The sequence below is a fragment of the Armatimonadota bacterium genome, assembly GCA_016869025.1.
GTDB lineage: Bacteria > Sysuimicrobiota > Sysuimicrobiia > Sysuimicrobiales > Humicultoraceae > VGFA01.
This window is the reverse complement of record VGFA01000005.1, coordinates 19540-43479: the sequence shown is the minus strand read 5'-3', so window position 1 is coordinate 43479 and position 23940 is coordinate 19540. Positions and strand designations below refer to the sequence as shown.

Sequence of the window (23940 nt, the reverse complement as noted above, 5' to 3'; positions counted from 1 at the left end):
GCGCCTGCTCACCGCGATTGATCACCGCGAACCCGACCGCGTGCCGTTTGATCTCGGCAGCACGCAGGTCACCGGCATTCACGTCCTCGCCTACCAGGGTCTCCGCGAACACATCGGCCTCCCGCCCGCAGAGCCGCGGATTTGCGATGCGATCCAGCAGCTTGTCCTGCCGGACCAGGACCTGGTTGAGCGCTTCGACGTTGATGTGCGCGGATTGTTCCCGCTCAACAGCCACAACTGGCGCATCGTCAATGCGGATGTGGGCGACGCCTGGGAGTACACCGATGAGTGGGGCATCACGCATCGGCGCCCTAAACCCGACGGCCTGTACTATTCGATAGTGCGCTCTCCACTGGAAGGGGCGGCCCTCACCCTCGACGACGTTCGCTCGTACGGATGGCCCAACACGGGCGATCCGCGGCGCATCGCAGGCCTGCAAGAGCAGGCCATGGAGTACCGTGCGCAGGGCAAGGCAGTGATGATCAAGGGCGTGCTGGCAGGGATCCTCGAAATGGCCCAGCGCGTGCGCGGCGCGGAGGACTTCCTGGCGGACATGGCGGCCAACGAGGTGCTCGCGTGCGCGATTCTGGACAAGATGCTCGAACTCAAACTGACCTTCTGGGAAATGGCCCTACCCCGGCTCGCCGGCGTGATTGACGTGGTCTCGGAAGCAGACGATTACGGGACGCAAACGTCGCAGCTCATCTCTCCGCGCATGTTCCGCAATCTCCTCAAGCCGCGACTGAAGATCCTGTTCGATCGCATAAGGCAACTCGCCCCCACGGCCCGGCTCTTCTTCCACTCGTGCGGCAATGTGCGCCCGCTCCTGCCGGACTTCATCGAGCTGGGCGTAGACATCTTGAATCCGGTGCACATACGCGCAGGCGGGATGGAGCCGTCCGGCCTGAAGCGCGACTTCGGCGGCGAGATTGCCTTCTGGGGCGGGGGCGTTGACACGCAGGAGGTCCTGCCGTTCGGCACACCCCAGCAGGTGAAGGATGACGTGAAGCGCAACATCGAGTCCCTCGCGCCCGGCGGTGGCTTTGTCTTCAGCACCGTGCACAACATCCAGGCCGACGCGCCGCCCCGGAACATCGTCGCGATGTGGGAAGCGGTGTGGGAGTTCGGCGGGTATGCGAGGCCTTGACATGATTTGCGAATAATAGTCTAATAGTTTCAGAAAAGAAACAGAACGTCAGCCGCGACGAGGAAGGCATGGGCGTGAGAGTCTCGTGAACGTCAGGAGATCTCACCCGAACCTCTCTGATGTGGCAAGGGACGCCGGGGTTTCCCTGTCTACGGTGTCCCGCGTGCTCAACAACAGCGCACCGGTGCGCGAAAGCGTCCGCGCTCGCGTCGTTGCTTCCCTCACCGCCTTGGGTTATGAATCACACCGCACGCGTCCGAACGCCTCTGCTCTGCAGGGCGCCATCGTTCTCCTGGTTCCCGACATTCTGAACCCCTTCTTTGCTGAGATCGCACGGGGCGTTCAAGACGAGGGAGGCATGGACGGCTCCTTGACGGTCCTGGTTGATACGACCGAGAACCCGCAGCGCGAAGAACAGATCCTCCGCGCGCTGGCCGGACAGTCAATCAGTGGTGCCGTTATCTGCGGCTCACGCCTCTCATTCGAGCAGCTGGTATCTGTGCGCAGCCGCCACAGGATGCCGATGGTCGTGCTGAATCGGTGCCTCCGGCACCCCGAGATCCCTTGCGTGACCGTTGACTCCGAAAACGCCACCTACCGCGCGACGCGTCACCTTCTTGATCTGAATCACACGCGCATCGCCTGCATATCCGGCCCCAGCGCCTCCGAGGCTTCACAGGCCCGGCGTCGCGGGATCGAGAACGCGCTGGCTGAAGCAGCGCTTTCCTTGCGGCCCGAACTGTGCGTAAGCAGTCTCCCGAACGTGAGCGGAGGGTTTCTGGCCATGAGCTCACTGCTCGCGCAGGCACCGGTGGACCGCCCGACCGCCGTAGTTGTCTACAACGACATCATGGCCTTTGGCGTCCTGCACGCCGTGCGGGCACACCGCCTGCGGGTGCCGGAGGATATCTCGGTTATTGGCTTCGACGATATCGCGATGGCGGCTCACGCGGACCCGCCCCTGACGACCATTGCCCAACCCAAGTACCGCATGGGCCGCCTGGCGGTGCAGCTCCTGCGCCGCGTGATCCAGGGGCAGCCGCCTCCCGGCGAGGGCTACACGCTGATGGAAAGCCCGCTGACCGTCCGCGAATCCACAGGGCCCGCGCCATCCGGCAACTCCGGCGGCGGCGGCCCCGGCGGCGGCAGCCCCGGCGGCGGCGGCCCCGTCAGCAGCGGCCCCGGCAGCGGCAGCCCGCCGGCCAACGCATAGAGCGATGTCACCCTGGGAACGGTTCGTTGCAGTCGCGCGGGGCGGGCAGGCCGACCGGATACCCGTGGCCTTGATCGTAGATAGCCCATGGCTGCCCGGCTACGCCGGCATAGATACCCTGGACTACTTCCTGCGGCCCGACGAGTGGCTCCGCGTCAATCTGCGGCTCCTCGACCGGTTTCCCGAGGTGGCCTGGATTCCCGGATTCTGGGTCGAGTACGGCATGGCAATCGAACCCTCCGCCTTTGGCGCGCGCGTGCTCTGGCATCACGACCAACCGCCGTCAATAGAACCCGTAGTCGGCGGTCTTGCCGTGCTGGCAGGGATGGACCCCCCAGACCCACAGCGACACGGCTTGATGCCACTCGTCCTTCAGCGCTACGCCGACGCGGAACGCCGGCTGTTGCCGGATGGAGTCAAGGTACGGGTGGTGGCCGCGCGCGGTCCGTTCGCCGTGGCGGCATGGTTGCTCGGCGTGAGCGAGTTCCTGGTCGCGCTCAAAGTCGAACCCGAGGCCAGCGGGCGCCTCCTAGATGTGCTCACGGAGACTACCATCGCCTGGCTGCGCGCACAACTGGGCGTACTCCGCGCGCCCGAAGGCGTACTGCTGCTCGACGATATCGTCGGCATGCTCTCGCCCCAGATGTTCGAGGAGTTTGCCCGACCGCGCCTCTCCCGCGTATTTCGCGAGTTCGACGGGCTGATCAAGATCTTCCACAACGACACCCGCTGCGCGCACCTGGCCGGCCCCCTGGCCACGCTCGGTTTCGATGTCTTCAACTTCAGCCACACCATGGATATTGCCGACATCCAAGCAAAGATGCCGGGCATTGCGTTGATGGGCAACGTCCCGCCTCTGGATGCAATGACGCGCGGCGCGCCGGCAGAAGTGGCGGATTGGGCGCACGAGTGCGTGCGAAAGACCGGCGGACGGGGGCTGATTCTTTCTGCCGGCGGCGGTGTCAGCCCGGGAACGCCGCCCGAGGCGATAGATGCGCTTGTCCAGGCAGGGGGAGGACATAGATGAACAGATATGTCTTCAGTACCAAAGACACCGTCCGCTATCGTCTACCGACCCACACCAACGATCTGGTCATGGATCGAGCCGAGGCGGAGACCTCAGAGGCATTCGTGGTCACGCTGGAAACCGGTGAAGCCACTCCGCTGCACGTCCATCACGATACGGAGCAGGTCTTCTACGTTCTGGAGGGCGTTGGAGTCGTGCAAATCGGCGAGGCGCCGGAGTACTACCCCGTGAATCCCGGGGATCTGGTCCGCATACCTCCACATACATTCCACAAGATCGCGTACACCGGCCCGCAGCGGTTGCGCTATCTGTGCGTAGACGCCTTCATGGGGGGGAGACCCAAAGACGAGCCCACCTGGGACAGCCACATGAGGGTCGTGTGCGAGATGAACGGCTGGGACTTCGGCCGTGTACGGCTTGAGAAATCAGACCTCTGTAAGGGGAGGAGGTGGGGCCCGACGGTAGACACGGTGGTGTCCGGTCTCGGAACGGGATCACTCCCTCGGAGTGAGATGGGAAGAATGGAGGTGCACACATGAAGGGCAAACGGCATCGCCTCGTGATCCTCACGATTGCCATTCTCGCGCTGTGCGCGGGCACCTATGCCCCAGCGCCTACGCACGCCCTGGCTCAGGCGCCCAAGTACAAGGAAGCGCCCATGCTAGCCGAGCTCGTCAAGGCGGGGAAACTGCCACCGGTGGGCCAGCGCCTGCCCGAAGACCCACTCATCGTTGAGGCCTTCGAAAGCATCGGCCAGTACGGAGGCGTATGGCGGCGAGGTTTCCTGGGCCCCGGTGACTTCAACAACTACCACCGCATTGTCTACGATGCACTGGTTCGCTACTCGCCAGACGGCACCAAGGTTGACATGAAGCTGGCCTCGAAGATAGAGCCTTCAAAGGATTACACATCCTGGACGGTTACACTGCGCAGGGGAGCCAGGTGGTCGGACGGCACCCCCTTCACCGCCGACGACATTATGTTCTGGTACAACGATGTCCTGCTAAACAAGGACCTCGTTCCTGCCATCCCGACCTGGATGAAGAACAAGGATGGCTCGACCGTCGTAGTTGAAAAGATAGACGACTACACGGTCCGCTGGGTGTACAAGGAACCAAACACCACTTTCCTGCTGGAGCTCGCCAACAAGGACAGCGGCGACCGTGTCTACGCGGTCTTCCTGCCATCCAAGTACCTGAAGCAGTTCCACGCCCGGTACGCGGACAAGGCGCAGCTGGACAGGATGGTTGCCGAGGCCAAGTTCAGGACCTGGGTGGAGCTCCTCGCGGCCAGGAACCACCCGCCGGAAAATCCGGAGCGCCCCACCATGGCGGCCTGGGTGCCGGTGACCCGTGTCAGCGACCAGCTCTTCATCCTGCGGCGCAACCCATACTTTGTGGGCGTGGACAAGGAAGGTAACCAGCTGCCCTACATAGACTTCGTCCAGTTCAAGTTCTTCACCGATGTCGCTTCCCTGAACCTGGCGGCGATCGCCGGCCAACTGGACATGCAGGAGCGACACATCAGCCTGGTAAACTATCCTGTGCTCAAGGAGCACGAGAAGAAGTCCGGCAAGTTCCGCATCATCCTTTGGGGCGCCTTCGGCGGCGGGGACGCCTCCGTCACCTTCAACCAGACCTACACCAGGGATCCCGACCTGGCCAGGATGTTCCAGAACAGGGACTTCCGCATCGCCATGTCGCTCGCCATCAACCGCAACGAGATCAAGGAGTCCGCGTTCCTCGGCCTGGGTGAAGCCCGTCAGCCCGTGGCCGCGCCGTGGCATCCCTACTACCCGGGCGATGCAGTGGCGAAGAAGTACACCGAGCATCGGCCTGACGAAGCCAACAGGATGCTGGACAGGGTCGGTCTGGATCGAAAGGACGCGGAAGGGTTCCGTCTCCTTCCCGGCACAACCAGACGCGCTATCGTCGAGCTCTCCGTGGTCCCCGTCTTCGGCCCCTGGCCCGACATCGCGCAGCTGATCGCCAAAGACTGGGAGCGGGTCGGCATCAGGACCCTCGTCCAGGTCCGCGAGCGGGCGCTGCATTTCACGATGCGAATGGCCAACGATCTCCAGGCAGAGATCTGGAATCAGGACACCTCGGGCTTCCCGTTCACGGGCGTGCCGAAGTACGACCCGCGCTCCCTCCTCTACGGGACGATCACCACGGGACCTCTGTGGAAGCAGTGGTACGATACGGGAGGAAGGGAAGGTGTTGAACCTCCCGCCGAGACCAAGAGGATCGTCGAGCTGATCGACAGGGGCAGGACGGTCGGCCCCAGGGAGCAGGCCAGGATAGCCCAGGAGATGTTCAGGATCTGGGTGGACAACATGTTCGAGATCGGGACCGTCGGCCTGACCCCGCTGGACCAGGGGGTGGCTGTGGTCAACGCGAGGATGCGCAATGTCCCGACCAAGCTGGCCAAGGACTGGCCGCTGCGCACGCCGGGGAATGCCCGCACCGAGCAGTTCTTCTACAAGAAGTGAGATAAGTGACACGCGGCGGTGGGTGGCAACGGCGCTATGCCGTTGCTGCCCGCCGCTTAGCTGAAGGCGAGGTTTAGCTCCGGTGCTGCGAGTCGTAGTCCAACGCCTGCTCCTCCTTCCCGCCCTGCTCCTCGTCTTCTCGATTCTGGTCTTCCTGTTGGTGCAGGCGCCGCCGGGCGACTTCCTGACCAGCTACGTCTCAATGCTGGCGGCGACCGGTTCCTCCGTTGACCTGGCGCAGGTCGAGGCGCTGAAGCGGCAGTTTGGGCTCGACCAGCCGATCTACATCCAGTACGTCCGCTGGATGGAGAGCCTGCTGAAGGGCGACCTGGGCCTGTCCCTGGAGTATCAGCGCCCGAATCGAGAGTTGATAGGCGAACTCCTGCTGCTCACGGTTCTGCTCGCTCTTATCTCCTTCGTCTTCACATGGCTGGTGGCGATTCCGGCCGGCATCTACTCGGCGACGCATCCGCGCTCGTTCCTCGATTACGCGCTTGCAGTGCTGAACTACGTCGGCGTGGCGACGCCCAACTTCCTGCTGGCGTTGGTCCTTATGTGGCTCGCCTTTTCCCATTTCGGTATCAGCATTACCGGACTCTTCTCTCCCGAGTATGTCCAAGCGCCGTGGAGTCTGGCGCGCTTCGGCGACCTGCTCAAGCACATCTGGCTGCCGGTAATCATCCTCGGCATTGCCGGGACAGCCCGTCTCACGCGCATCATGCGCGCCAACCTCCTGGACGAACTCAACAAGCCGTATGTCGTCACGGCGCGCGCCAAGGGGCTGTCGGAGTGGCGGCTCGTTCTGAAGTACCCGGTTCGCATCGCGCTGAACCCGCTGGTGAGCACCATCGGCTGGTACCTGCCGCAGCTCTTCTCTGGGAGCCTCATCGTCGCCACCGTGATGAACCTCCCCAACATCGGCCCGCTCCTGTTGCGCGCGCTCATAAGTCAGGACATGTACCTGGCGGGCAGCATCCTCTTGATATACTGCTTCCTCACCATAGTCGGCACGTTGATCTCCGACGTGCTGCTGGCCTGGGCCGACCCGCGGATTAGGATGGAGGGCTAGAGCGCGGTGGCTGGGAATCCACAGGCCGAGGAGGCCGTCATCCAGCTCGCGGGGCCCCTTGTAACCGAGGCCGAAGAGCGGGTTTCGCTGGCGTCCAACTGGCAACTCATCTGGTGGCGTTTCAGGAAGCACCGCCTGGCGCTTGCCAGTTGCGCCGTGCTGATCGTCTTCTATGCCGTGGTCTTGTTCCCCGACTTCTTCGGCACCCAGCATCCAGAGATCACCGATGCGCGTATGGCCTTCATACCCGCGCAGCGCCTCGACTTCTTCGACGGCTGGCGACCCCGCATGTCAACGCCCGCGGTTGTCGGGGAGCGGAATCCCGTCACACTTCGCATGGAGTGGCGCATTGACGGGACGAAGAGGGTGCCCATCCGCCTGTTTGCACGCGGCTACAGGTACAAGGTGCTGGGGCTCTTTGAGACTGACGTTCACCTCCTGGGCACCGGAAGCAGCGCTCAAGGCAGGGTGTATCTGCTCGGAACCGACCGGATGGGCCGCGACCAATGGTCGCGCCTGATGCACGGTACGCGAACCTCAATGACCGTGGGCCTGATCGCCGTCACGCTCAGCATGATCCTGGGGGCCCTGCTGGGAGGCATCTCCGGCTATTTCGGCGGATGGTCGGACCTGGTCATACAACGGCTGATTGAACTGCTGCAGTCCCTGCCCACGATTCCCATCTGGCTCGCCATGACCGCAGCGCTGCCGCAGGACTGGCCGCCGCAGAAGGTGTTCTTCGCGATCACCGTCATTCTTGCGTTCATCGGCTGGACCACGCTGGGACGGGAGGTGCGCGGCCGGTTTCTGTCCCTGCGCGAGGAGGACTTCGTCCTCGCCGCCGAGCTGGCGGGGTGCAGCCGGTTCCGCATCATTACGCGCCACATGCTGCCGGCCGTGGCCAGCCACATCATAGCCGCGAGCACCCTGGCCATCCCGGTGATGATCATCAGCGAGACGTCTCTAAGCTACCTGGGCCTGGGCATTCGGCCGCCGGCGATTAGTTGGGGAGTACTGCTGCAGGAAGCGCAGAACATCCAGACCGTCGCGAATGCGCCCTGGCTGCTCATCCCGGGCCTGTTCGTGATTCTGGCCGTGCTGGCGTTCAATCTTGTTGGAGACGGCCTGCGCGATGCTGCCGACCCTTATGGTTACTGAGCGACAGGGTGACCGGACTCTGCCCCTCCTCTCGGTGCGGGACCTGAAGGTCCACTTCCTCTTGGATGAGGGGATCGTCAAGGCCGTAGACGGCGTGTCCTTCGACGTTTTCCCCGGCCAGGTCTTCGGCATCGTCGGCGAGAGCGGCTGCGGTAAGACCGTGGCCGTCAAGGCCATCCTGCGGATTGTCGAGCCGCCGGGACGCATCGTCTCGGGTGAGATCCTCCTCAGCCGGCCGCGCTCCGGGCTCGACGGCAGCGGCGACGACCCTGTCCTGGACCTGGCCAAACTGGACCCCACCGGCCGCGAGATGCGCAACATACGCGGGGGTGAGATCGCCCTCATTCCACAAGAACCCATGGCGGCGTTCAGCCCGGTGCACACGGTCGGCAATCAAGTCATCGAAGCAATCACGCTGCACCAGGCCGTGAGTGAGGCGGAGGCCCGCCGGATCGCCGCGGGGTTGTTTCGTGATGTTGGAATCCCTGCCCCCGAGCAGCGGCTGGACAACTACTCCTGGCAGTTGAGCGGCGGTCTGCGCCAGCGGGCCATGATCGCCATGGCGCTATCGTGCAATCCGCGGCTGCTGATTGCCGACGAGCCCACCACCGCGGTGGACGTCACCACCCAGGCCCAGGTGCTGCGCCTGCTGCGGCAACTCCAGGAGAAGCGCAACTCCGCCATCATCTTCATAACCCACGATCTGGGGGTCATCGCCAACACGGCGGATTACGTGCTGGTGATGTACCTCGGCCTGGTGATGGAGCAGGGACCCGTGGACGGCATCTTCCACGCGCCCAAGCATCCCTATACTCAGGCGCTCCTGCGATCCATTCCGAGCATCCGCTCGACACCGCGGGTCACTCTTCCAACGATCAGCGGCTCTATTCCGCATCCATTCAATCGTCCCCGCGGCTGTCCGTTCCATCCGCGCTGCCTGCACTTCATGCCCGGGACGTGCGACCAGCAGATTCCAACCCTGCGGCCGACCCCAGACGGGCACCTGGTGAGTTGTTTCCTGCACGACCAATCGGAGGGGCGGACGTGACAGGGCCTTCGCAGGACTCCCGGCTTTCGCAGCACTCCCGGCCGCTGCTGGAGGTCAGGAACCTCCGCATGTATTTCCCAATCCAGAAGGGCTTCATGCGGCGTGTTGTCGGACACATTCGCGCCGTGGACGGCATAAGTTTCGCCGTCGGGGATGGCGAGACCGTCGGCCTGGTCGGTGAGAGCGGGTGTGGCAAGACAACCGCGGCCCGGTGCATCCTGCGGGCCTACTCACCCACCGGCGGCGAGATCCTGTTCCAGACGGCCGAAGGCTCGGTCGTGGACCTAGCCAAACTGCCGCGGCAGGACCTCCGCCCGCTCCGCTCGCAGGTTCAGATGATCTTCCAGGACCCGTACGGCTCCCTCAATCCGCGCATGACGATATTCGACACCGTGGGCGAGCCACTGCTGGTCAACGGGGTGAAGGACCGCCAGAGGCGTGTCGAGCGTGTCGCGGAACTGCTACAACTGGTCGGCCTTCGGCCGGAGTACATGCAGCGCTTTCCCCACGCCTTCAGCGGGGGCCAGCGGCAGCGCATCGGCATTGCCCGCGCGCTGGCGCTGCATCCTCGTCTCGTGGTCGCCGACGAGCCGATCTCTGCGCTGGACGTCTCCGTGCAGGCGCAGATACTGAACCTCTTGCTGGATCTACAACGGGAGATGGGTCTTACGTACCTGTTCATCGCGCACAACCTCAGTGTGGTCAAGCATATCTGCGACCGGGTTGTCGTGATGTACGTCGGCAAGATCGCCGAGATGGCGACCACGCAAGAGCTGTACGATACGCCCAGGCATCCCTATACTGCGGCGCTAATGGCGGCGGTGCCCGTACCCGACCCTCGTTACAGAAGCGGCGACGTCGAACTGAAGGGCGAGGTCCCGAGTCCGGCCAATCCACCATCGGGCTGCTACTTTCACCCGCGCTGTCCCCACGCCACCGACCTCTGCGGCGTGCAACCGCCGGCCCTCCGGGAGATCTCGCCCGGCCACTTCGTCAGTTGCCATCGCGCGGATGAACTGAAGCTGCCCGGGGTGGCGTGAGGCGCGGTTCCTTCCCCGGATCGTGTCCGGCCAGTGACAGCGTCAGGATGCTTCCTGGCAGCGGCAGCAAACTTACCACGATCAGCACGGGGATGATTCCAACCGCCTGCGCGATCGCGCTGACCGGCCCGACAAGGATGCCGCCGATGCCCATGCTTACGCCCAGCATCAGGCCCGCGGCCATGCTCGCGTGCGCGGGCAGCAGGCTCTGCGCCTCCACCGTGACCAGGGACGACGAGCCCAGCAGCGCGGCACCTCCCAGGACGAGGAAGATCATCGTCGCAGGCCCGCTGGACAGGATCGCGGCCAGGAACAGCGGCGAGGCCAGCGCGAACGAGACGAACAAGACCTTGCGCCGGCCATAGCGGTCCGACAGATACCCTCCGACCATTCCGCCGAGCGCTCCTGCGAATATCATGGCGGCTATCGCAGCAGCTCCCTCGGTGGCGGGCGCGCCCCGGTCGCGATACATGAACGGCAAAAGCGCCAGCATGATGTGCACGAGGGTGGCGCGAGTCATGATGAGCACCATCAAACGCGCCAGCCCGCCGAGATTCTGCCGCACTGCCCGTTGCAGCCCTGCGGATACGCCCGATTGTTGCGTGACTCGCCAATGCCAGGGGACGACGCGCATGATCGCGAGCGAAACGAGCAGGGCCGGCACGGCCGTCAGGGCCACCCACGGCAGTCCCGCGCGGACGGCTACGTAGGCGGCGAACATCGGGCTCAGCGCCTGTCCGGACTGCCCCGCCATGATGTAGACCGCCATCGTTGTTCCCTTGCGATTGCCCGATAGGAGGTGGATGAACCCGGCCGACTGCGGGTGGAAGGCCGCCGTGCCGATGCCGTGGAGCACCGTAACGAGTGCGAGCCACATGTACGACGGGGCCATGCCGAGCAAAGCTGACCCAAGCGCCGCGCAGGACAGGCCGATCGCCGCGATGAGGCGCAACTGGGTGCTGTCGGCGACGTATCCAAACACGGGCTGGAACAGGGATCCGGAGATGGTGGATATGGAGATCAAGAGCCCTGCTCTGCCAAGCGTCATGCCGTGCACATCGGCCAGTATCGGAAGCAACGCGGGCAGGAAGTTGTTGTACAGGTCGTTCGTGAAGTGCGCGACCATCAGCCAGGCCAGCGCGCCCGACACCGGTGCGAGCGCGCGGCTGTCTGGTCTGTGGTTGACGTCTACGGCCAACAGTCTACTTCTTGAGCTTGGATATCTTAGACCCCTCGAGGGTCAGGTTGTACATGAGCCCCTTCTGGCCCACCACGAATCCCACGACGGGCTGATTGATCTTCGTCGTGTCTATGGAAGCGTTGACCCCCACGTCAATCAACACAACCGAGCCATCAACACCTACCTGCCAGCCCTGGCTGGCCTGGAACTTCCTGAGGGCGGCATCCTCCAGGAACACGATGATGATATCCTTCTTCTGGGCCCCCAACTGGAGCCCAATCGAGGCCGCCGCGATGCTGTAGTATCCCACGCTCTTGCCGCCGATGCGCAGGGCGCCCTCCCCGTACTCAGCCCCGACGCCCACGCCGGCCTTGATTACGCCCGCGAACACGAGGACGCCCCTGGCGGTCTGGAGGAGTTCCCTGGATCCCTGCACCTGCTTCGTGAACCGAGCCAGCGCCGCGTTCACGCTCGCGTCAATCTCCTCCGCCGTTCTGGCGTGGGCGACGCTTGGTAGAATCAGGCTGCCCACCAGACAGAGGCAGACTGCCCACGCGGCACTCCTGCCGAATGACCGGTGTCGCATCGCTGTCACCCCCTCCGAGGTCGTTATCTAACTTCCGTGAACTTCGTCTCGAGGGCCCCGATGTCCTAGTTATCCCGCTCTTGTTCAGGCACGGCGTCCACCGAGGCCGCACGTGCAAACAGGCCTGGGCAGCGTTATCCCAGGCCTGCATCTGTCTCGTGGACAAGCCTCGACGGACAGAACGGATTGTCGAAGACGCTACCCGATTGGCCGAACTCCAGTTGCCTGCGGGCCCTTCTGGCCCTGGGTCTGGGTGTACTCGACCTTCTGCCCCTCAGAGAGGGACTTGTACCCTTCCCCCTCTATGCCGCTGAAGTGCACGAACAGATCCTTCGTGCCGTCGTCCGGGGTGATGAAGCCATACCCCTTCTCAGAGCTGAACCACTTCACTGTACCTGTTGCCATGCTATTCCCACCTTGTCCTGCAAGCTACCACAGATCGAACTTGTTCTGCGATGCCCAGATATTCTCTCACGGATCGCCCGCCAGCACAACAGGGATCTACGGGTACCAGGCCCTCTGCCAGGCGCGGAGCCGGGCAACCTCCCTGACCTCCACGGCCACGATCGCCTGGGCCATGCTCCTCAGCTCCTGCCGGTCGGCCTTCGTTGCGGCCAGTCTGGCCAGGGCTGTGCTCTGCTCGAGGTGCGCGGCAATCAGGGACAGGTAGGCCCGCTCGAGCGCGGCGCCCCGCAGTCCCCGCATCCTCTTCACCGATTCAGTCACGACACTTACGTTGCGCCGGCCCGGCGCAGCGCCGGCCTCCTGCAGCCAGGCCAGCTTTTGGCGGACCTGAGCGCTCTTGCGGTCGATCATCACCTGGTTCCACCGCAGCAGCTCAGTGTGATCGGCGTGCAGTGTGGCGGCCATCGCGATCTCCACGGCTTCTTCGTGGATGGGGATGAGTTCCCGCATGAAGGCGACGTCGAACGCCGGCCCGCTGAGGCGCGATAGCGCGCTGATCGCCGGACTCGGCGTGGGCGAGGCCGCCGGCTTGGGCAGGGCTACCGGGGCGGCCGCGGCATGGAGCATGCCGGGCGGCGCCAGGCACACGAGGGCGGCGAGGATTAGCAGCGGCGAGTTCCGCACCTGACCCTAACCCGCGCTCAGGGCCTTGGCCGCGCGCTTCACGTCGCGTGCCTTTACCCAGAAGATCGCGCCAAATCGCCCGGCACCGGCGCTGACGGCATCTGATGCCGTGACGTTGACCTTGGCGGCGGCCAGCCTCTGGAAATGCTCGACGAGGGCGCCGACCCGATCGTCGCCTTCGATTACGAAGGCCTTCTTCGGGCCGACGACCTTCCACTTTGCTTTTCTGGCCGCGGCCTTGAATGCCGCAGGGTCAGAAGGAAGGAAGACGAGCTGCGCCCGCCGGCCCTTCGGGAAGCCGTGAAAGCCGATCAGGTTGACACCGGCCTCCTTGAGGTGGCCCAGTACGCGGGCGCCCTCCCCTGGTTTGTCGCTCGCCTCGGTGTAGAAGTAGTCTACAAGGCGAATCGCGTCAGACATCTGCATCGCCCCCCTGTTGATCCTGATTGACTTGGTACTACTGTTTGCTGCGATTCCAGATATCCCTTTCGGGAGCCCTCATCGCGCGCGCCTCCCGTGCCGCGCGCCTCGCCAGACGTAGCGGTTCGGGCGTCCGGGCGTCCCCGGTCACGGCCACGACGACAGCCAGGGCGGTCTCGGGATCGGTACGCCAGGCGGCATGCACGGCCAGGGGGCGTGTGCCGCGTCTTGTGCGCAGCCAGAACCCGACGACCTCATCGCCGATCCGCAGGGGACTGGCGGCACCGCTCTCGTCGGGCGGCCAGTCTCCCCCGGCAACCAGCGGCCTTGCCGTGATGCCCACAGTAGGCAGCGACAGCACGGCACCCAGGTGAAGCGCCAGGCCGGCGCGTCGCGGATGGTCGCGGCCCGTGGCGTTGACGATGAGCACCTCCGGCGCTCCGGGCAGGCCGCGCACTGCCGCCTCCAGCAGCGGCCCCTCGCGCAGGGCAAGCAGCCCCGGCTCATAGGCCGCGGGCGCCCGCCCGCCGACAACGGACACCGCCAGCAGCCTGCCGTCTGTCAGCCATGCTGCGGCAGCCCAGCCGGCATCGCCTGCCGCCCCTGGGCCTTTGGATCCCCTTGGGAAGCAGACGAAGCAGCCGGCCACCGAGGCCAGGGAAACCGGGCGGCCACCGGCGAGGCGCCACGGTTCGGGCGACGCGGCCGCGAGTGTCACCTGTGCGGCGATCAGGGCGTCGCCTGTAACCGGCCATGACAGCGGCGCACGGTCCACAGGAAAGGCGGTTCTCGCACACACGCCGCATCCCCTGGTGATGACGGCCTACCACCTGAACAGGCGGACCCTCCTGAGGCTCGCGGCTCTTGGCGCAGGCGCCACTTTCCTGCCCGTCACCATCGTGGAGAAGGCGTGCCTGGCTCAGGCAGCGCCCGAGAGCCTGGACGGGTTGCTCGAGCCGGTCCGCGCTGCGCACCGAATGCCCGCGCTGGCCGGCGCCTTCGTGCAGGGCAGCGACGTTGCAGCGATCGGCGCGACTGGCGTGCGTCGCTCCGGAACCGACGATCGCGTGCAGGTGCACGATCGGTTTCACATCGGCTCGTGCACCAAGTCCATGACGGCCACGCTCATCGCCCTGCTGGTCGAACAAGGTATGCTGTCCTGGGGAGCGACGGTGGCAGACGTCTTCCCGGACATGCTGGGCAAGATCCACCCCGGCTACCATCGGGTCACGGTGGTGCACCTGCTCTCTCTCCGATCCGGGCTGCCCGACGATCGCAGCCCGGACCCGGCGATCTGGCCGCAGGTCCGCGCACTGACCGGACCCCTCCCGCAGCAGAGGCGCGCGTTGATCGAAATAGTCCTTTCCCGCGCGCCGGTGGCCGAGCCGGGCTCGCGGATGATCTACTCGAACTTCGGGTATGCGATCGCCGGCGCGTTCGCCGAGCAGGTGACCGGGCAGAGATGGGAGGACCTGATGCGCCAGAAACTCTTTAGCCCGCTGGGGATGAACACCGTGGGCTTCGGCGCGCCGGGCTTCACTCAGCCGTGGGGGCATACGCCCGCCGGCTGCCATCCAGTTGCGCCGGGACCCGACGCAGACAACCCGCAGGCGATCGGGCCGGCAGGCACGGTCCACTGCTCGATGAGTGACTGGGCACGCTATGCCGCGCTCCACCTCAGGGGGGCGCGCGGTGAGCCCGGCCTCCTGGTCGGTACCGAGAGCTTTCGGCGCCTCCACCGGGATGAGTTCGGGCAGGGCTACGCCCTGGGATGGGGCGTGGTGCAAAGAGGTTGGGCCGATGGGACTGCCCTCACCCATGCCGGCAGCAACACCCTTTGGTACGCGGTCATCTGGCTTGCCCCGGCACGGAACGCCGCGTTCCTGGCCGCGACCAACTGTGGTTCTGAGGGCGGTTTCCGGGCGTGCGACGCGGCGGTGGGCGCGATGATCACGAAGTATCTCTCCTGATAACCCCAGGAAGCCGCGGCCGCACATAGAACAGAGCGACCATGGAAGTCCCGCCCCACGAACTTGTCCCGCCGTACCCGTCGAGGCCTTGCTGACATTGCGGCCCCGGCACGAGCGCTTTTTCAGCCGCGCGTTTGTTGACCTTTGGATAGTCGCCATGACCACCTTCTTTGGATTCCAGTTGCTGACCGCTGCTCTCCCCCTGTACGCGGTGCGGCTCGGAGCCGATGACGCCGTGATTGGGCTGATGATTGGGCTGGTCGCGGTTGTGGCGCTCTTCGTTCGACCCCTCGCCGGATGGTGGGTTGACCGCGGGAACGGCGTGGCGCCGCTGACGGTCGGCGCGGCGATCTACGCGCTCTGCGCGCTCGGATACTGGCTGGCACCCTCGGTGGGCGCGCTGCTTGCCCTGCGGGCCACCTCCGGCCTGGCGATCGCGTTCTTCGTGACGGCGAGCCAGGCCTTGGCCGCCAACCTCGCACCTGCGCAGCGCCGTGGCGAGGCCCTCAGTCTGTTTGGGCTGGCGGCGACGTTGAGCGGGGGAATAGCGCCGCCGGCCGGCGTGGCGATCTCACAGGCCGCCGGTTACCCAGCCCTGTTCGCGGCGTGCATTGCCGCCGGCCTGCTGGGCGTGCTGCTTGCAGGGCCCTTGCGGTCGCTCCCGCCCAATCCCGCCGACCATCGCGGTACGCGGCTGATCAACCTGGCGGTCCTGATGCCGGGCTCGCTGCTGGTGACGCTCGCGGTGACGTTTGGGACGAACGTCGCCCTGCTGGCGGTCCATGCCAGCCGCCGCGACCTGTCCAATCCGGGCATGGTGTTCGTAGCACAGGCCGCGGGTCTTCTCCTGGCGCAGACGCTTGCCGGACGCCTCTCCGACCGGTATGGACGCCTGGCGGTCATCTGGCCGGCGCTGGTCCTGGCCTCCGCCGGGATGTGGGCGACCTCGCTGCTCTCCGGAGGATGGCTGCTGGTAGCTGCCTTGCTTTCGGGCCTGGGCTTGGGCCTGGGCAATCCCGCGCTCTACGCGCTGGCAGCCGATTTGGTTCCTGCCCACGAACGCGGGAGCGCCATGGGCACGATGGGGGTCTTTCACGAGATCGGCATCGGCATGGGAGCGATCGGCGGAGGGTTGTTGGGACGCGCGATCGGGCTCGGGCAGATGTACCTGCTGGCCGGGTTCCTACCCGCATTGGGCGCGGCGTTCGCGTTTGCCCTGAGATCCTCACGAGCCGGGAAGGAACCGCCCGTTAGTTTCGTTTAGACGGGAGAATGAAGCCACACGCGGCGACACCCCACGCTGTGGTAATCCGCACGGTGTGCCACACACGGTGGTACCAAACACGAGGAGGCAGTCATGTTCTTCAGCGACAAGATGAACAACGCGCTAAACGAGCAGATCGGCCATGAGTTCGCGGCCTCGCTCCAGTACGTCGCCATCGCCACGCACTTCGACTCGGCGGGTTTGACCGGGCTGGCCAAGCACTTCTACAGCCAGGCGGAAGAGGAGCGCGAGCACGGCATGCGCATCCTGCGCTATGTCCTGGATGCGGGGGGCACGGTAGCCATCCCGGCCATTCCCGCTCCCAAGGGCAAGTTCAAGAGCGCCGAGGAGTGCGTGAAGCTCTCCGTGGACTGGGAGAACACGGTGACCAAGCAGATCCACGCGATCGTGGAGCTGGCCATCAAGGAGAACGACTACACCACCCAGAACGCGATGCAGTGGTTTGTTGAGGAGCAGCTCGAGGAAGTGTCCAGCATGGAGGCGCTGCTCAGCATCGTCAGGATGGCCGGCGAGAGCGGCCTGCTCCAGGTGGAGGACTACCTAGCCCGGAAGGGCGCGAAGTAGGACGCCGGCACCGGGAAAAGGCATGTAGGAAAGGGCACGATAGCAGCCCGGGGCCGGGGATACCGCAATGGTGTCCCCGGCTTATTTGTCCCCGCGGTCAGAATCCCATGCAGGGCGCCGACTCCTCATGGAGAAACCTCGATTCGAGACCGATGACGCCTGTTGGTTCCCTCTCCGGCATTGATGCTACCCACTACGACGTTGCGGTCGTCGGCGGCGGCATCGTGGGCCTGGCCACCACGCTGGCGCTGATCACGCGGCATCCGGGTCTCCGCATGATCGTCCTCGAGAAGGAACGCGAGCTGGCAGCCCACCAGACCGGGCACAACAGCGGCGTGATCCACTCGGGCATCTACTACAAGCCAGGGTCCTACAAGGCACGGCTCTGCGTTGACGGCAACGGGCTGCTGAAGGCCTTCTGCGATGAGCACCGCGTGCGCTATGAGAACTGCGGCAAGATCATCGTCGCCACCGACGAACGCGAACTGCCGCGCCTGGACGATCTGTTCGCTCGCGGTGTGGCCAACGGCGTGGAGGGCCTGCGCAAGATGGGCCCCGAGGAGATCCGGGAAATCGAGCCGCACGCGTCGGGCCTGCGCGCGATCCACTCGCCCAACACGGCGATCGTGGATTTCCAAGAGGTGGCGCGCGCCATGGCAGCCGAGGCCCGGCGCCGCGGTGTGGAGATCGCAACCGGCGCGCGCGTGACCGCGATCGCCGGGGAATCCGGCGGCCTCCGGCTGTTGACGACGCGCGGTGAAGTGCGCGCGGGCTATTTGGTGAACTGCGCCGGTCTCTACTCCGATGCGGTCGCGCGGATGGCCGGGGAGACCCCGGACGTGCGCGTCGTACCCTTCCGCGGGGAGTACTGCATGCTGAAGCCCCAGCGGCGGTACCTGGTGCGTGGACTGATCTACCCGGTGCCCGATCCAGAGTTCCCATTCCTGGGGGTGCACCTCACGCGCACCGTGCACGGCGAGGTCGAGGCCGGTCCCAACGCCGTGTTCGCGTACGCCCGCGAGGGATACACCAGGTGGCGCGTGCATCCGGGCGAGATGCTCGAAACCCTGACCTATCCAGGGTTCTGGCGGATGGCCGGACGTCACTGGCGCACCGGTCTCCACGAGGTCTGGCGGTCTTTCAGCACCAGGGCTTTCGTGGCCGCGCTGCAACGACTCGTACCCGACCTTCGCCTGACCGACGTGGTCCGCCATGGCGCCGGCGTGCGGGCGCAGGCGCTGGCGCGCGACGGCACGCTGGTGGACGACTTCCGGATACTGCGGTCGCGGCGTGCGATCCACGTGCTGAACGCGCCGTCGCCGGCGGCCACGGCCGCGCTGGCCATCGGCCGCCACGTCGCTGGCCTGGCCACAGAGGACTTCGGGCTGAAGACATCAGGTATCTCCCCGCGCATTTGAAGGGGCAACCGCGACACTAAGGAGGCAGAAGATGGCACAGCGCAGGAAGCCCACCCTAACCCCGCAGGAGGCCCGGCAGCTCCATGAGGACGCGCTCGTGATAGACACCCAGCAGCCACCGGTCACCACCGGGTTCCTGTTCACCGAAAAGATGAAGGCGGCGCTCGACCAGTTCGTCCGCCAGGGGTTGTCGCGCGAGGAGGCCGCACCGCCGCTCGTGGACATGGCGGCCCGCGAGATCAAGACCTCCGAGGAGGCGCGCAGGCGGTACATGGACCTCTGGCGGCGGTCCGGCGTCACCGTGGCCTGCGGCACTTACTCCGGGACCGCCCGGATGAGCGAGGCGTTCGAGCTGGCCGGCAGGCGTATCGCGCAGGCCTACGCCTACATGGAAGCCCTGGGCGGTGAGATGGTACCGATCCTCCGCGCCGCCGACGTCGAGCGCGCCTATCGCGAAGGGAAGCGCGGCCTGATCCTTGACTTCCAGAACACCACGCCCTACGGCGACGACCTGAGCCGGATCGAGTACTTCCACAATCTCGGCGTGCGCATGGTGCAGTTGACATACAACCTGCGCAACCTGGTCGGCGACGGGTGCACCGAGGCCCACCAGGGCGGCCTGTCGTATTTCGGCCGCGAGGTCGTGGCCCGGCTGAACGAACTGCGGACGCTGGTTGACGTCAGCCACTGCAGCGAGCAGGTGGGCTGGGACGCGCTGAAGGTCTCGAAGGCGCCAATCGTCGTATCCCACTCGAGCAGCAAGGCGGTCTGCTACCACGACCGCGGCAAGTCCGATGAGCTGGCAAAGGCGGTGGCCGATTCGGGCGGATATTTCGGCGTGGTGGTCCTACCCGGGTTCATCTCAACGTCAAAGGAACCGACCCTGGACGCGTTCGCCGACCACGTCGAGCACCTGGTGGACGTCTGCGGCATAGACCACGTAGGCATCGGCACCGACAAGGCCGGTCCGGGTCCCGGAACCGAGTCGCTCATCGAGTATCCGGCCTCCATGCCCAAGCGCCGCGCCAACTCATTTGATTGGGGCGGATTCCGGGACGAGGAGCACCGGCTGACGCCGGACTATCGCATAGACGGCTTCAGGGATTTTGGCGATTGGCCCAACCTGACCATGAAGCTGGCGGAGCGGGGGTTCGGCGAGGGTGAGCTGCGCAAGCTGCTCGGGCTCAACTTCCTGCGGGTGTTCCGCGAGGTGGTCGGATAGCGCTGGCGGCCGGGCCGGGAGCCAGCGCCGCCACGGGGAGTCGCACATGGCCTACAGTTTCCTTTCACATCTCGAGTGTACCGCCTGCCACCAGAGGTTCGACGCCGATCAACTCCTGGGCGTCTGCCCAGAGTGCGGCAAGGTGCTCTATGCCCGCTACGATCTGGACGCCGCGGCACGGACGCTCACGCGCGAGGCGCTGCAGGGGCGGCGGCCGGACATGTGGCGCTACCACGAGGTGCTGCCGGTCCGCGACCCCGGGAATGTGCTGAGTCTGGGCGAGGGGATGACCCCGCTGCTCGAGGCGCCGCGCCTGGCCCGGCGCTACGGCCTTGAGACGCTGCTCCTCAAGGACGAAGGCAAGAACCCCACCGGCACCTTCAAGGCGCGCGGCCTCTCAGCCGCGGTCTCGAGGGCGCGCGAGCTGGGCGTGCGCGCGCTGTCAGTTCCCACGGCCGGCAACGCCGGATCGGCGCTGGCCGCGTACGCTGCGCGCGGAGGCCTGGACGCCTACACCGTCATGCCCCAGGATACCCCGGCGATCAACCAGGCGGAGTGCGCCATCTACGGCGCCCGCGCGTACGCCATCCAGGGGCTGATCAACGACGCCGGACGTGTGCTGCGGGCGCTTGCGCCTGAGCGCGGTTGGTTCGACGTGTCCACCCTGCGGGAGCCGTACCGGGTCGAGGGCAAGAAGACCATGGGCTACGAGATCGCCGAGGCCATGGCCTGGGATCTTTCGGATGTCATCGTCTACCCGGCCGGCGGAGGGACCGGCCTGGTGGGCATCTGGAAGGCGCTCGAGGAGATGGAGGCGCTCGGCTGGATCGGGGCGCGCCGGCCGCGCATGGTCGCGGTGCAGGCCGCGGGATGCGCGCCGATCGTGCGCGCCCATCTGGAAGGCAAGGACCACGCTGAGCCCTTCGAGAACGCGCAGACGGTCGCCTCAGGGCTGCGCGTGCCGGTTGCGATCGGAGACTACCTGATGCTGCAGGTGATACGCCAAAGCGGCGGCACGGCACTCGCTGTTGCCGACGAAGAGATGCTGGCAGCGATGCGCGAGTTGGCCTCGGCAGAGGGGGTCTTCGCCGCGCCCGAGGCAGCGGCCACCGTGGCCGCGCTGCCCAAGTTGATCGGTTGCGGCGCCGTCGCACCTCGTGATCGCGTGCTGCTCCTGCTGACCGGCGCCGGGATGAAGTACACCGACCTGGTGCCCACGAGCCTGCCGCTCGTGGATGCAGAGCGGCCGGGCGAGGTGATCGTCTAGGGGGCCTTCGCCTTCTCAGCCAGCCCTGCCCTGATCTTCGCGTAGGTAGCCGCGGCCGCGCCGGACAGCAGCCGCGTATCGCTCCCGGCCGCCACGAACCGGAACCCCTGGGCCAGACGCTCCAGAGCCTCCTCGGCGTTCGAGGCCATGTAGCCCGCCGCGATCCCGTGTCGCCGTGTCGCGGCCAGGACGCGCTCGACCGCGGCCTTGAACTCCGGATTGTCGAACTGGCGGAAGCAGCCGAGGTTCGCGGAAAGGTCGTTGGGGCCCACGAAGAGCACGTCCACGCCCGGGGTCGCGGCGATCTCGTTCACGCTCGCCAGCGCCTCGGTCGTCTCTATCTGGCATATTACGACCACCTGGCTGTTCCACCGGGCGAAGTAGTCCGGCAGATCGGCGCCGAAGCGGTTGACCCGGCTGCCCGCCACCCCGCGTATCCCCTCCGGCGGATACTTGGCCGCGGCTACGGCCGCCTGCGCCTGCTCGGGCGTGTTCACCAGCGGGACGATCACCCCGTAGGCCCCGCGGTCCAGCGCCTGCTTGATGACCCCCACATCGTTGGCGACGACCCGCACGAGCGGGGTGACGCCCGTACCCTTCATGGCCCGCAGCAGGTCTTCTACTGTCTCGGTGTTGGCCGGGCCATGCTCCATGTCGAGCAGCAGCCAGTCCATCTCGAAGGCGGCCAGCAGCTCAACGACCGACGGCGAAGGGATGCTGATCCAGTGGCCCACGGCGGGCAGGCCCTGTGCCAGGCGCGACTTGAGGGGGTTGGTGAACATCTACGACGCACCTCCGGGTTATGCGAGCGGTTTCTGGGACGGGCGTTAGAGCCCGAGAATATCGAGCGTCTGTTGTGATATTACGACAGGGGGCAGGAGTCCCCTCCGTGGGCAGCCTGGGCGTTACCTGCGCCGGTACGCATCTCTGCGATGCCCGATCCTCACTATTACTACGATTTCCTCTTCGTCGTTGATCTCGTAGAGGATCCGATAGTTGCCCTGCCGCACTCGGTACTTGTCTTGTCCTGATAACTTCTCGGCCCTCGCGTGCCGGGGCTCCTTCGACAATGAATCAACCGCGACCAGGATTCTCTGGATGTCGCTCTTCGAGACCTTGCGTAGGTCGTGGGTGACGGACCTGCGGAAGACGACGCTATATCTTGCCATACTTCTTGAGATGCTTCAGCAGATCCTCATAGCTGAGCAACGGCTCGTTCCCGCGTTCCTCGAATGCGGCCAAGTCTTCTTGGTCCTCCAGTAGGGCTTGCCGGACCGCCTCATTCACCAAATCGGAGAGAGAGCGGCGGGTGTGCGCGGACTTGAACCGCAGCGCCCGATGCAGGTCTGGTTTGAAGTAGATTGTGGAACGAGTTGCAGCATCGCCCATGGGCTTCGTCCTCCAATACCAAATTTAGCACCATAGCGCTATAACGTCAAGACGTCACGCGCCACCCCGAAACCGGCCTGGCATTGCCCGTTCTTGACTTGTGTCAATGCCTTCCCGCGCTTCCCAGCCCTACGATCGCAGCGTGATCACGAGCCAGTGCCCGGGCCAAGACAAGCGGTTCTGGAAGGCGACGGATGTCTTCGAGCTGCCGTGCTCGTGCTGCGGCGAGCCCCTGGAGTTCTGGAAGGACGACCTGCGCCGCCGCTGCCACTCGTGCGGCCGGATCGTATCGAACCCGCGGTTCGACCTTGGCTGCGCTCAGTGGTGCCAGTTTGCGGCGAAGTGTATTGGACAGCCGTCCGGCGACGCGGGAGAGGCGCTTGCCGACGCCCTCATCCGCGAGATGCGCGCCGTCCTGGGCGACGACCGGGACCGGGTACGCCATGCCCTGGCCGTGCTCGACTACGCCGAGCGGATGCTTGTCGCCGAAGGTGGCGACCCGCTGGTAGTGCGCGCGGCAGCGGTTCTCCACGATGTCGAACCCGAAGGGTCGTCCATCGTCCGTCCCATCCTTGAACGCCTGGGGGTGGACGCCGACCGCACCGGGCACATCCTGCGCATCATCGGCGCCCTCCACTCGGCCCGCGACATTGATGCGCTCGAGTTCAGAATCCTCTTGGACGCCGATCGCCTGGCGAACGCCCGGTTCTCAGCGCAGCACGTTGCCAGGGGCCGGCCGGTTCCCGAACCGATCGAATGAGACCACTTCGTGCACGGGCCGCCGCGTCGTGGGACCGTAGCGGCCAACGGGCCAGCCTAGCGGAATCACCGCGCAGGGCGTGATGCTCCAGGGGAGGCCGAGGATTCTGCGAACAGCCACGAGGTTCCACAGGGGGATCGTGATGAGGACCGCGCCGAGGTTCACGGCGCGCGCGGCCAGGAGCAGGTTCTGCACCGCGGGGAAGATCGAGCCGAAGTAGCTCGTGACGGCGAGGTGGAAGAAGGGGGTGTAGTGTCCCTTCAGGCAGGCTACGACGATGACCGGGGTCTCCTCGAAGTGATCCGCCTGCCACTGGACGGCGTCCCGGATCTTGCGTTTCTTCGGGTCATGCCGCTTGGCCCACCGCGCGACCCTGTTGTAGATTCCCCATGCCTGCCGGTTGAGGCGGGCGAGAGCCTTCTTCTTGCCGGGGTCCTTCACCACGATGAACTCCCAGCTCTGCGCGTTGCTCCCGGTCGGCGCCCGTAGCGCCAGCTCAATCAGCCGAAGGACCAGCGCATCGTCAACCGGATCCGCCTTCAGGCGGCGGATCGCCCGCTGCGTCTCCATGGCCTCGCCGATCGGCATCGACAGACC

General features: G+C 65.6%; 26 protein-coding genes. 16 read left to right on the top strand and 10 right to left on the bottom strand.

Annotated elements, in window-relative coordinates:
* Positions 1-433: 433 nt before the first annotated feature.
* The 9 genes from FJX73_04835 to FJX73_04795 all read left to right on the top strand — a co-directional run bounded on the left by FJX73_04835 (position 434) and on the right by FJX73_04795 (position 10193).
* Entirely contained in the window at positions 434-1147 is a 714-nt protein-coding gene (locus FJX73_04835) for a hypothetical protein (protein ID MBM3470103.1), read from the top strand.
* A gap of 85 nt (positions 1148-1232) precedes the next feature.
* On the top strand, positions 1233-2360 hold the full coding sequence (locus FJX73_04830) for a LacI family transcriptional regulator (protein ID MBM3470102.1): 1128 nt from the start codon (positions 1233-1235) through the stop codon (positions 2358-2360).
* 4 nt (positions 2361-2364) lie between these two features.
* Positions 2365-3387 carry a uroporphyrinogen decarboxylase gene (locus tag FJX73_04825; protein ID MBM3470101.1) on the top strand — a complete coding sequence of 341 codons (1023 nt, stop codon included), beginning with the start codon at positions 2365-2367 and terminating at the stop codon, positions 3385-3387.
* The gene (locus FJX73_04820) at positions 3384-3926 is read left to right on the top strand and encodes a cupin domain-containing protein (protein ID MBM3470100.1); all 543 of its coding nucleotides are present in this window, start codon (positions 3384-3386) and stop codon (positions 3924-3926) included. The genes FJX73_04825 and FJX73_04820 overlap by 4 nt, the downstream gene beginning before the upstream one ends.
* Entirely contained in the window at positions 3923-5878 is a 1956-nt protein-coding gene (locus tag FJX73_04815; GenBank protein ID MBM3470099.1) for an ABC transporter substrate-binding protein, read from the top strand. Before FJX73_04820 ends, FJX73_04815 begins: the two co-directional genes overlap by 4 nt.
* 82 nt (positions 5879-5960) lie before the next feature.
* Positions 5961-6947: an ABC transporter permease gene (locus FJX73_04810; GenBank protein ID MBM3470098.1), complete on the top strand. Its 987-nt coding sequence runs from the start codon at positions 5961-5963 to the stop codon at positions 6945-6947.
* 39 nt (positions 6948-6986) lie between these two features.
* Positions 6987-8105 carry an ABC transporter permease gene (locus FJX73_04805; GenBank protein MBM3470097.1) on the top strand — a complete coding sequence of 373 codons (1119 nt, stop codon included), beginning with the start codon at positions 6987-6989 and terminating at the stop codon, positions 8103-8105.
* A complete protein-coding gene (locus FJX73_04800) occupies positions 8095-9153 on the top strand; it encodes an ABC transporter ATP-binding protein (GenBank protein ID MBM3470096.1) in 1059 nt (352 codons plus the stop codon). The genes FJX73_04805 and FJX73_04800 overlap by 11 nt, the downstream gene beginning before the upstream one ends.
* A gap of 68 nt (positions 9154-9221) precedes the next feature.
* A complete protein-coding gene (locus tag FJX73_04795) occupies positions 9222-10193 on the top strand; it encodes an ATP-binding cassette domain-containing protein (GenBank protein MBM3470095.1) in 972 nt (323 codons plus the stop codon).
* Here FJX73_04795 and FJX73_04790 read toward each other — a convergent pair.
* From FJX73_04790 to FJX73_04765, 6 genes are all read right to left on the bottom strand, one after another.
* Entirely contained in the window at positions 10147-11391 is a 1245-nt protein-coding gene (locus FJX73_04790; GenBank protein ID MBM3470094.1) for an MFS transporter, read from the bottom strand. The genes FJX73_04795 and FJX73_04790 overlap by 47 nt on opposite strands.
* 4 nt (positions 11392-11395) lie before the next feature.
* Positions 11396-11959 carry a hypothetical protein gene (locus tag FJX73_04785; GenBank protein ID MBM3470093.1) on the bottom strand — a complete coding sequence of 188 codons (564 nt, stop codon included), beginning with the start codon at positions 11957-11959 and terminating at the stop codon, positions 11396-11398.
* Between the two features lie 198 nt (positions 11960-12157).
* Positions 12158-12364 carry a cold-shock protein gene (locus FJX73_04780; protein MBM3470092.1) on the bottom strand — a complete coding sequence of 69 codons (207 nt, stop codon included), beginning with the start codon at positions 12362-12364 and terminating at the stop codon, positions 12158-12160.
* 96 nt (positions 12365-12460) lie between these two features.
* Entirely contained in the window at positions 12461-13048 is a 588-nt protein-coding gene (locus FJX73_04775; GenBank protein ID MBM3470091.1) for a DUF305 domain-containing protein, read from the bottom strand.
* 6 nt (positions 13049-13054) lie between these two features.
* Positions 13055-13468 (bottom strand): hypothetical protein, encoded by a 414-nt coding sequence (locus tag FJX73_04770; GenBank protein ID MBM3470090.1) that lies wholly within the window; start codon positions 13466-13468, stop codon positions 13055-13057.
* 37 nt (positions 13469-13505) lie between these two features.
* A complete protein-coding gene (locus tag FJX73_04765) occupies positions 13506-14201 on the bottom strand; it encodes an endonuclease V (GenBank protein MBM3470089.1) in 696 nt (231 codons plus the stop codon).
* A gap of 82 nt (positions 14202-14283) precedes the next feature.
* On the opposite strand from FJX73_04765, the gene FJX73_04760 reads away from it, so the two are divergent.
* From FJX73_04760 to FJX73_04735, 6 genes are all read left to right on the top strand, one after another.
* Positions 14284-15438: a beta-lactamase family protein gene (locus tag FJX73_04760; protein ID MBM3470088.1), complete on the top strand. Its 1155-nt coding sequence runs from the start codon at positions 14284-14286 to the stop codon at positions 15436-15438.
* A gap of 88 nt (positions 15439-15526) precedes the next feature.
* Positions 15527-16702, top strand: a complete 1176-nt coding sequence (locus FJX73_04755; GenBank protein MBM3470087.1) for an MFS transporter — start codon at positions 15527-15529, stop codon at positions 16700-16702.
* 93 nt (positions 16703-16795) lie between these two features.
* A complete protein-coding gene (locus FJX73_04750; protein MBM3470086.1) occupies positions 16796-17287 on the top strand; it encodes a ferritin in 492 nt (163 codons plus the stop codon).
* Between the two features lie 152 nt (positions 17288-17439).
* Positions 17440-18705 (top strand): L-2-hydroxyglutarate oxidase, encoded by a 1266-nt coding sequence (lhgO, locus tag FJX73_04745; GenBank protein ID MBM3470085.1) that lies wholly within the window; start codon positions 17440-17442, stop codon positions 18703-18705.
* Positions 18706-18736: 31 nt separating this feature from the next.
* Positions 18737-19927: a membrane dipeptidase gene (locus FJX73_04740; GenBank protein MBM3470084.1), complete on the top strand. Its 1191-nt coding sequence runs from the start codon at positions 18737-18739 to the stop codon at positions 19925-19927.
* 46 nt (positions 19928-19973) lie between these two features.
* Positions 19974-21194, top strand: coding sequence for a threonine synthase (locus FJX73_04735; GenBank protein ID MBM3470083.1), 1221 nt, complete (start codon positions 19974-19976; stop codon positions 21192-21194).
* Here the strand turns inward: FJX73_04735 and FJX73_04730 are convergent.
* From FJX73_04730 to FJX73_04720, 3 genes are all read right to left on the bottom strand, one after another.
* Positions 21191-21976, bottom strand: coding sequence for an aldolase (locus FJX73_04730; protein ID MBM3470082.1), 786 nt, complete (start codon positions 21974-21976; stop codon positions 21191-21193). The genes FJX73_04735 and FJX73_04730 overlap by 4 nt on opposite strands.
* Positions 21977-22099: 123 nt before the next feature.
* Complete coding sequence (locus tag FJX73_04725) at positions 22100-22363, bottom strand: type II toxin-antitoxin system RelE/ParE family toxin (protein MBM3470081.1); 264 nt, start codon at positions 22361-22363, stop codon at positions 22100-22102.
* Complete coding sequence (locus tag FJX73_04720; protein ID MBM3470080.1) at positions 22350-22583, bottom strand: CopG family transcriptional regulator; 234 nt, start codon at positions 22581-22583, stop codon at positions 22350-22352. The genes FJX73_04725 and FJX73_04720 overlap by 14 nt, the downstream gene beginning before the upstream one ends.
* 106 nt (positions 22584-22689) lie before the next feature.
* On the opposite strand from FJX73_04720, the gene FJX73_04715 reads away from it, so the two are divergent.
* Positions 22690-23343: a phosphohydrolase gene (locus tag FJX73_04715; GenBank protein ID MBM3470079.1), complete on the top strand. Its 654-nt coding sequence runs from the start codon at positions 22690-22692 to the stop codon at positions 23341-23343.
* On the opposite strand, the gene FJX73_04710 is transcribed toward FJX73_04715, so the two are convergent.
* Positions 23293-23931 carry a nitroreductase gene (locus tag FJX73_04710; GenBank protein ID MBM3470078.1) on the bottom strand — a complete coding sequence of 213 codons (639 nt, stop codon included), beginning with the start codon at positions 23929-23931 and terminating at the stop codon, positions 23293-23295. The genes FJX73_04715 and FJX73_04710 overlap by 51 nt on opposite strands.
* Between the last annotated feature and the right edge of the window lie 9 nt (positions 23932-23940).

Coding starts and splice junctions, on each gene's coding strand:
- FJX73_04825 (MBM3470101.1), top strand. CDS start 2,365: ATGTCACCCTGGGAACGGTTCGTTGCAGTCGCGCGGGGCGGGCAGGCC.
- FJX73_04820 (MBM3470100.1), top strand. CDS start 3,384: ATGAACAGATATGTCTTCAGTACCAAAGACACCGTCCGCTATCGTCTA.
- FJX73_04815 (MBM3470099.1), top strand. CDS start 3,923: ATGAAGGGCAAACGGCATCGCCTCGTGATCCTCACGATTGCCATTCTC.
- FJX73_04800 (MBM3470096.1), top strand. CDS start 8,095: ATGGTTACTGAGCGACAGGGTGACCGGACTCTGCCCCTCCTCTCGGTG.
- FJX73_04795 (MBM3470095.1), top strand. CDS start 9,222: ATGTATTTCCCAATCCAGAAGGGCTTCATGCGGCGTGTTGTCGGACAC.
- FJX73_04785 (MBM3470093.1), bottom strand. CDS start 11,959: ATGCGACACCGGTCATTCGGCAGGAGTGCCGCGTGGGCAGTCTGCCTC.
- FJX73_04780 (MBM3470092.1), bottom strand. CDS start 12,364: ATGGCAACAGGTACAGTGAAGTGGTTCAGCTCTGAGAAGGGGTATGGC.
- FJX73_04770 (MBM3470090.1), bottom strand. CDS start 13,468: ATGTCTGACGCGATTCGCCTTGTAGACTACTTCTACACCGAGGCGAGC.
- FJX73_04760 (MBM3470088.1), top strand. CDS start 14,284: ATGACGGCCTACCACCTGAACAGGCGGACCCTCCTGAGGCTCGCGGCT.
- FJX73_04750 (MBM3470086.1), top strand. CDS start 16,796: ATGTTCTTCAGCGACAAGATGAACAACGCGCTAAACGAGCAGATCGGC.
- lhgO (MBM3470085.1), top strand. CDS start 17,440: ATGACGCCTGTTGGTTCCCTCTCCGGCATTGATGCTACCCACTACGAC.
- FJX73_04740 (MBM3470084.1), top strand. CDS start 18,737: ATGGCACAGCGCAGGAAGCCCACCCTAACCCCGCAGGAGGCCCGGCAG.
- FJX73_04735 (MBM3470083.1), top strand. CDS start 19,974: ATGGCCTACAGTTTCCTTTCACATCTCGAGTGTACCGCCTGCCACCAG.
- FJX73_04730 (MBM3470082.1), bottom strand. CDS start 21,976: ATGTTCACCAACCCCCTCAAGTCGCGCCTGGCACAGGGCCTGCCCGCC.
- FJX73_04725 (MBM3470081.1), bottom strand. CDS start 22,363: ATGGCAAGATATAGCGTCGTCTTCCGCAGGTCCGTCACCCACGACCTA.
- FJX73_04720 (MBM3470080.1), bottom strand. CDS start 22,583: ATGGGCGATGCTGCAACTCGTTCCACAATCTACTTCAAACCAGACCTG.
- FJX73_04715 (MBM3470079.1), top strand. CDS start 22,690: ATGCCTTCCCGCGCTTCCCAGCCCTACGATCGCAGCGTGATCACGAGC.
- FJX73_04710 (MBM3470078.1), bottom strand. CDS start 23,931: ATGCCGATCGGCGAGGCCATGGAGACGCAGCGGGCGATCCGCCGCCTG.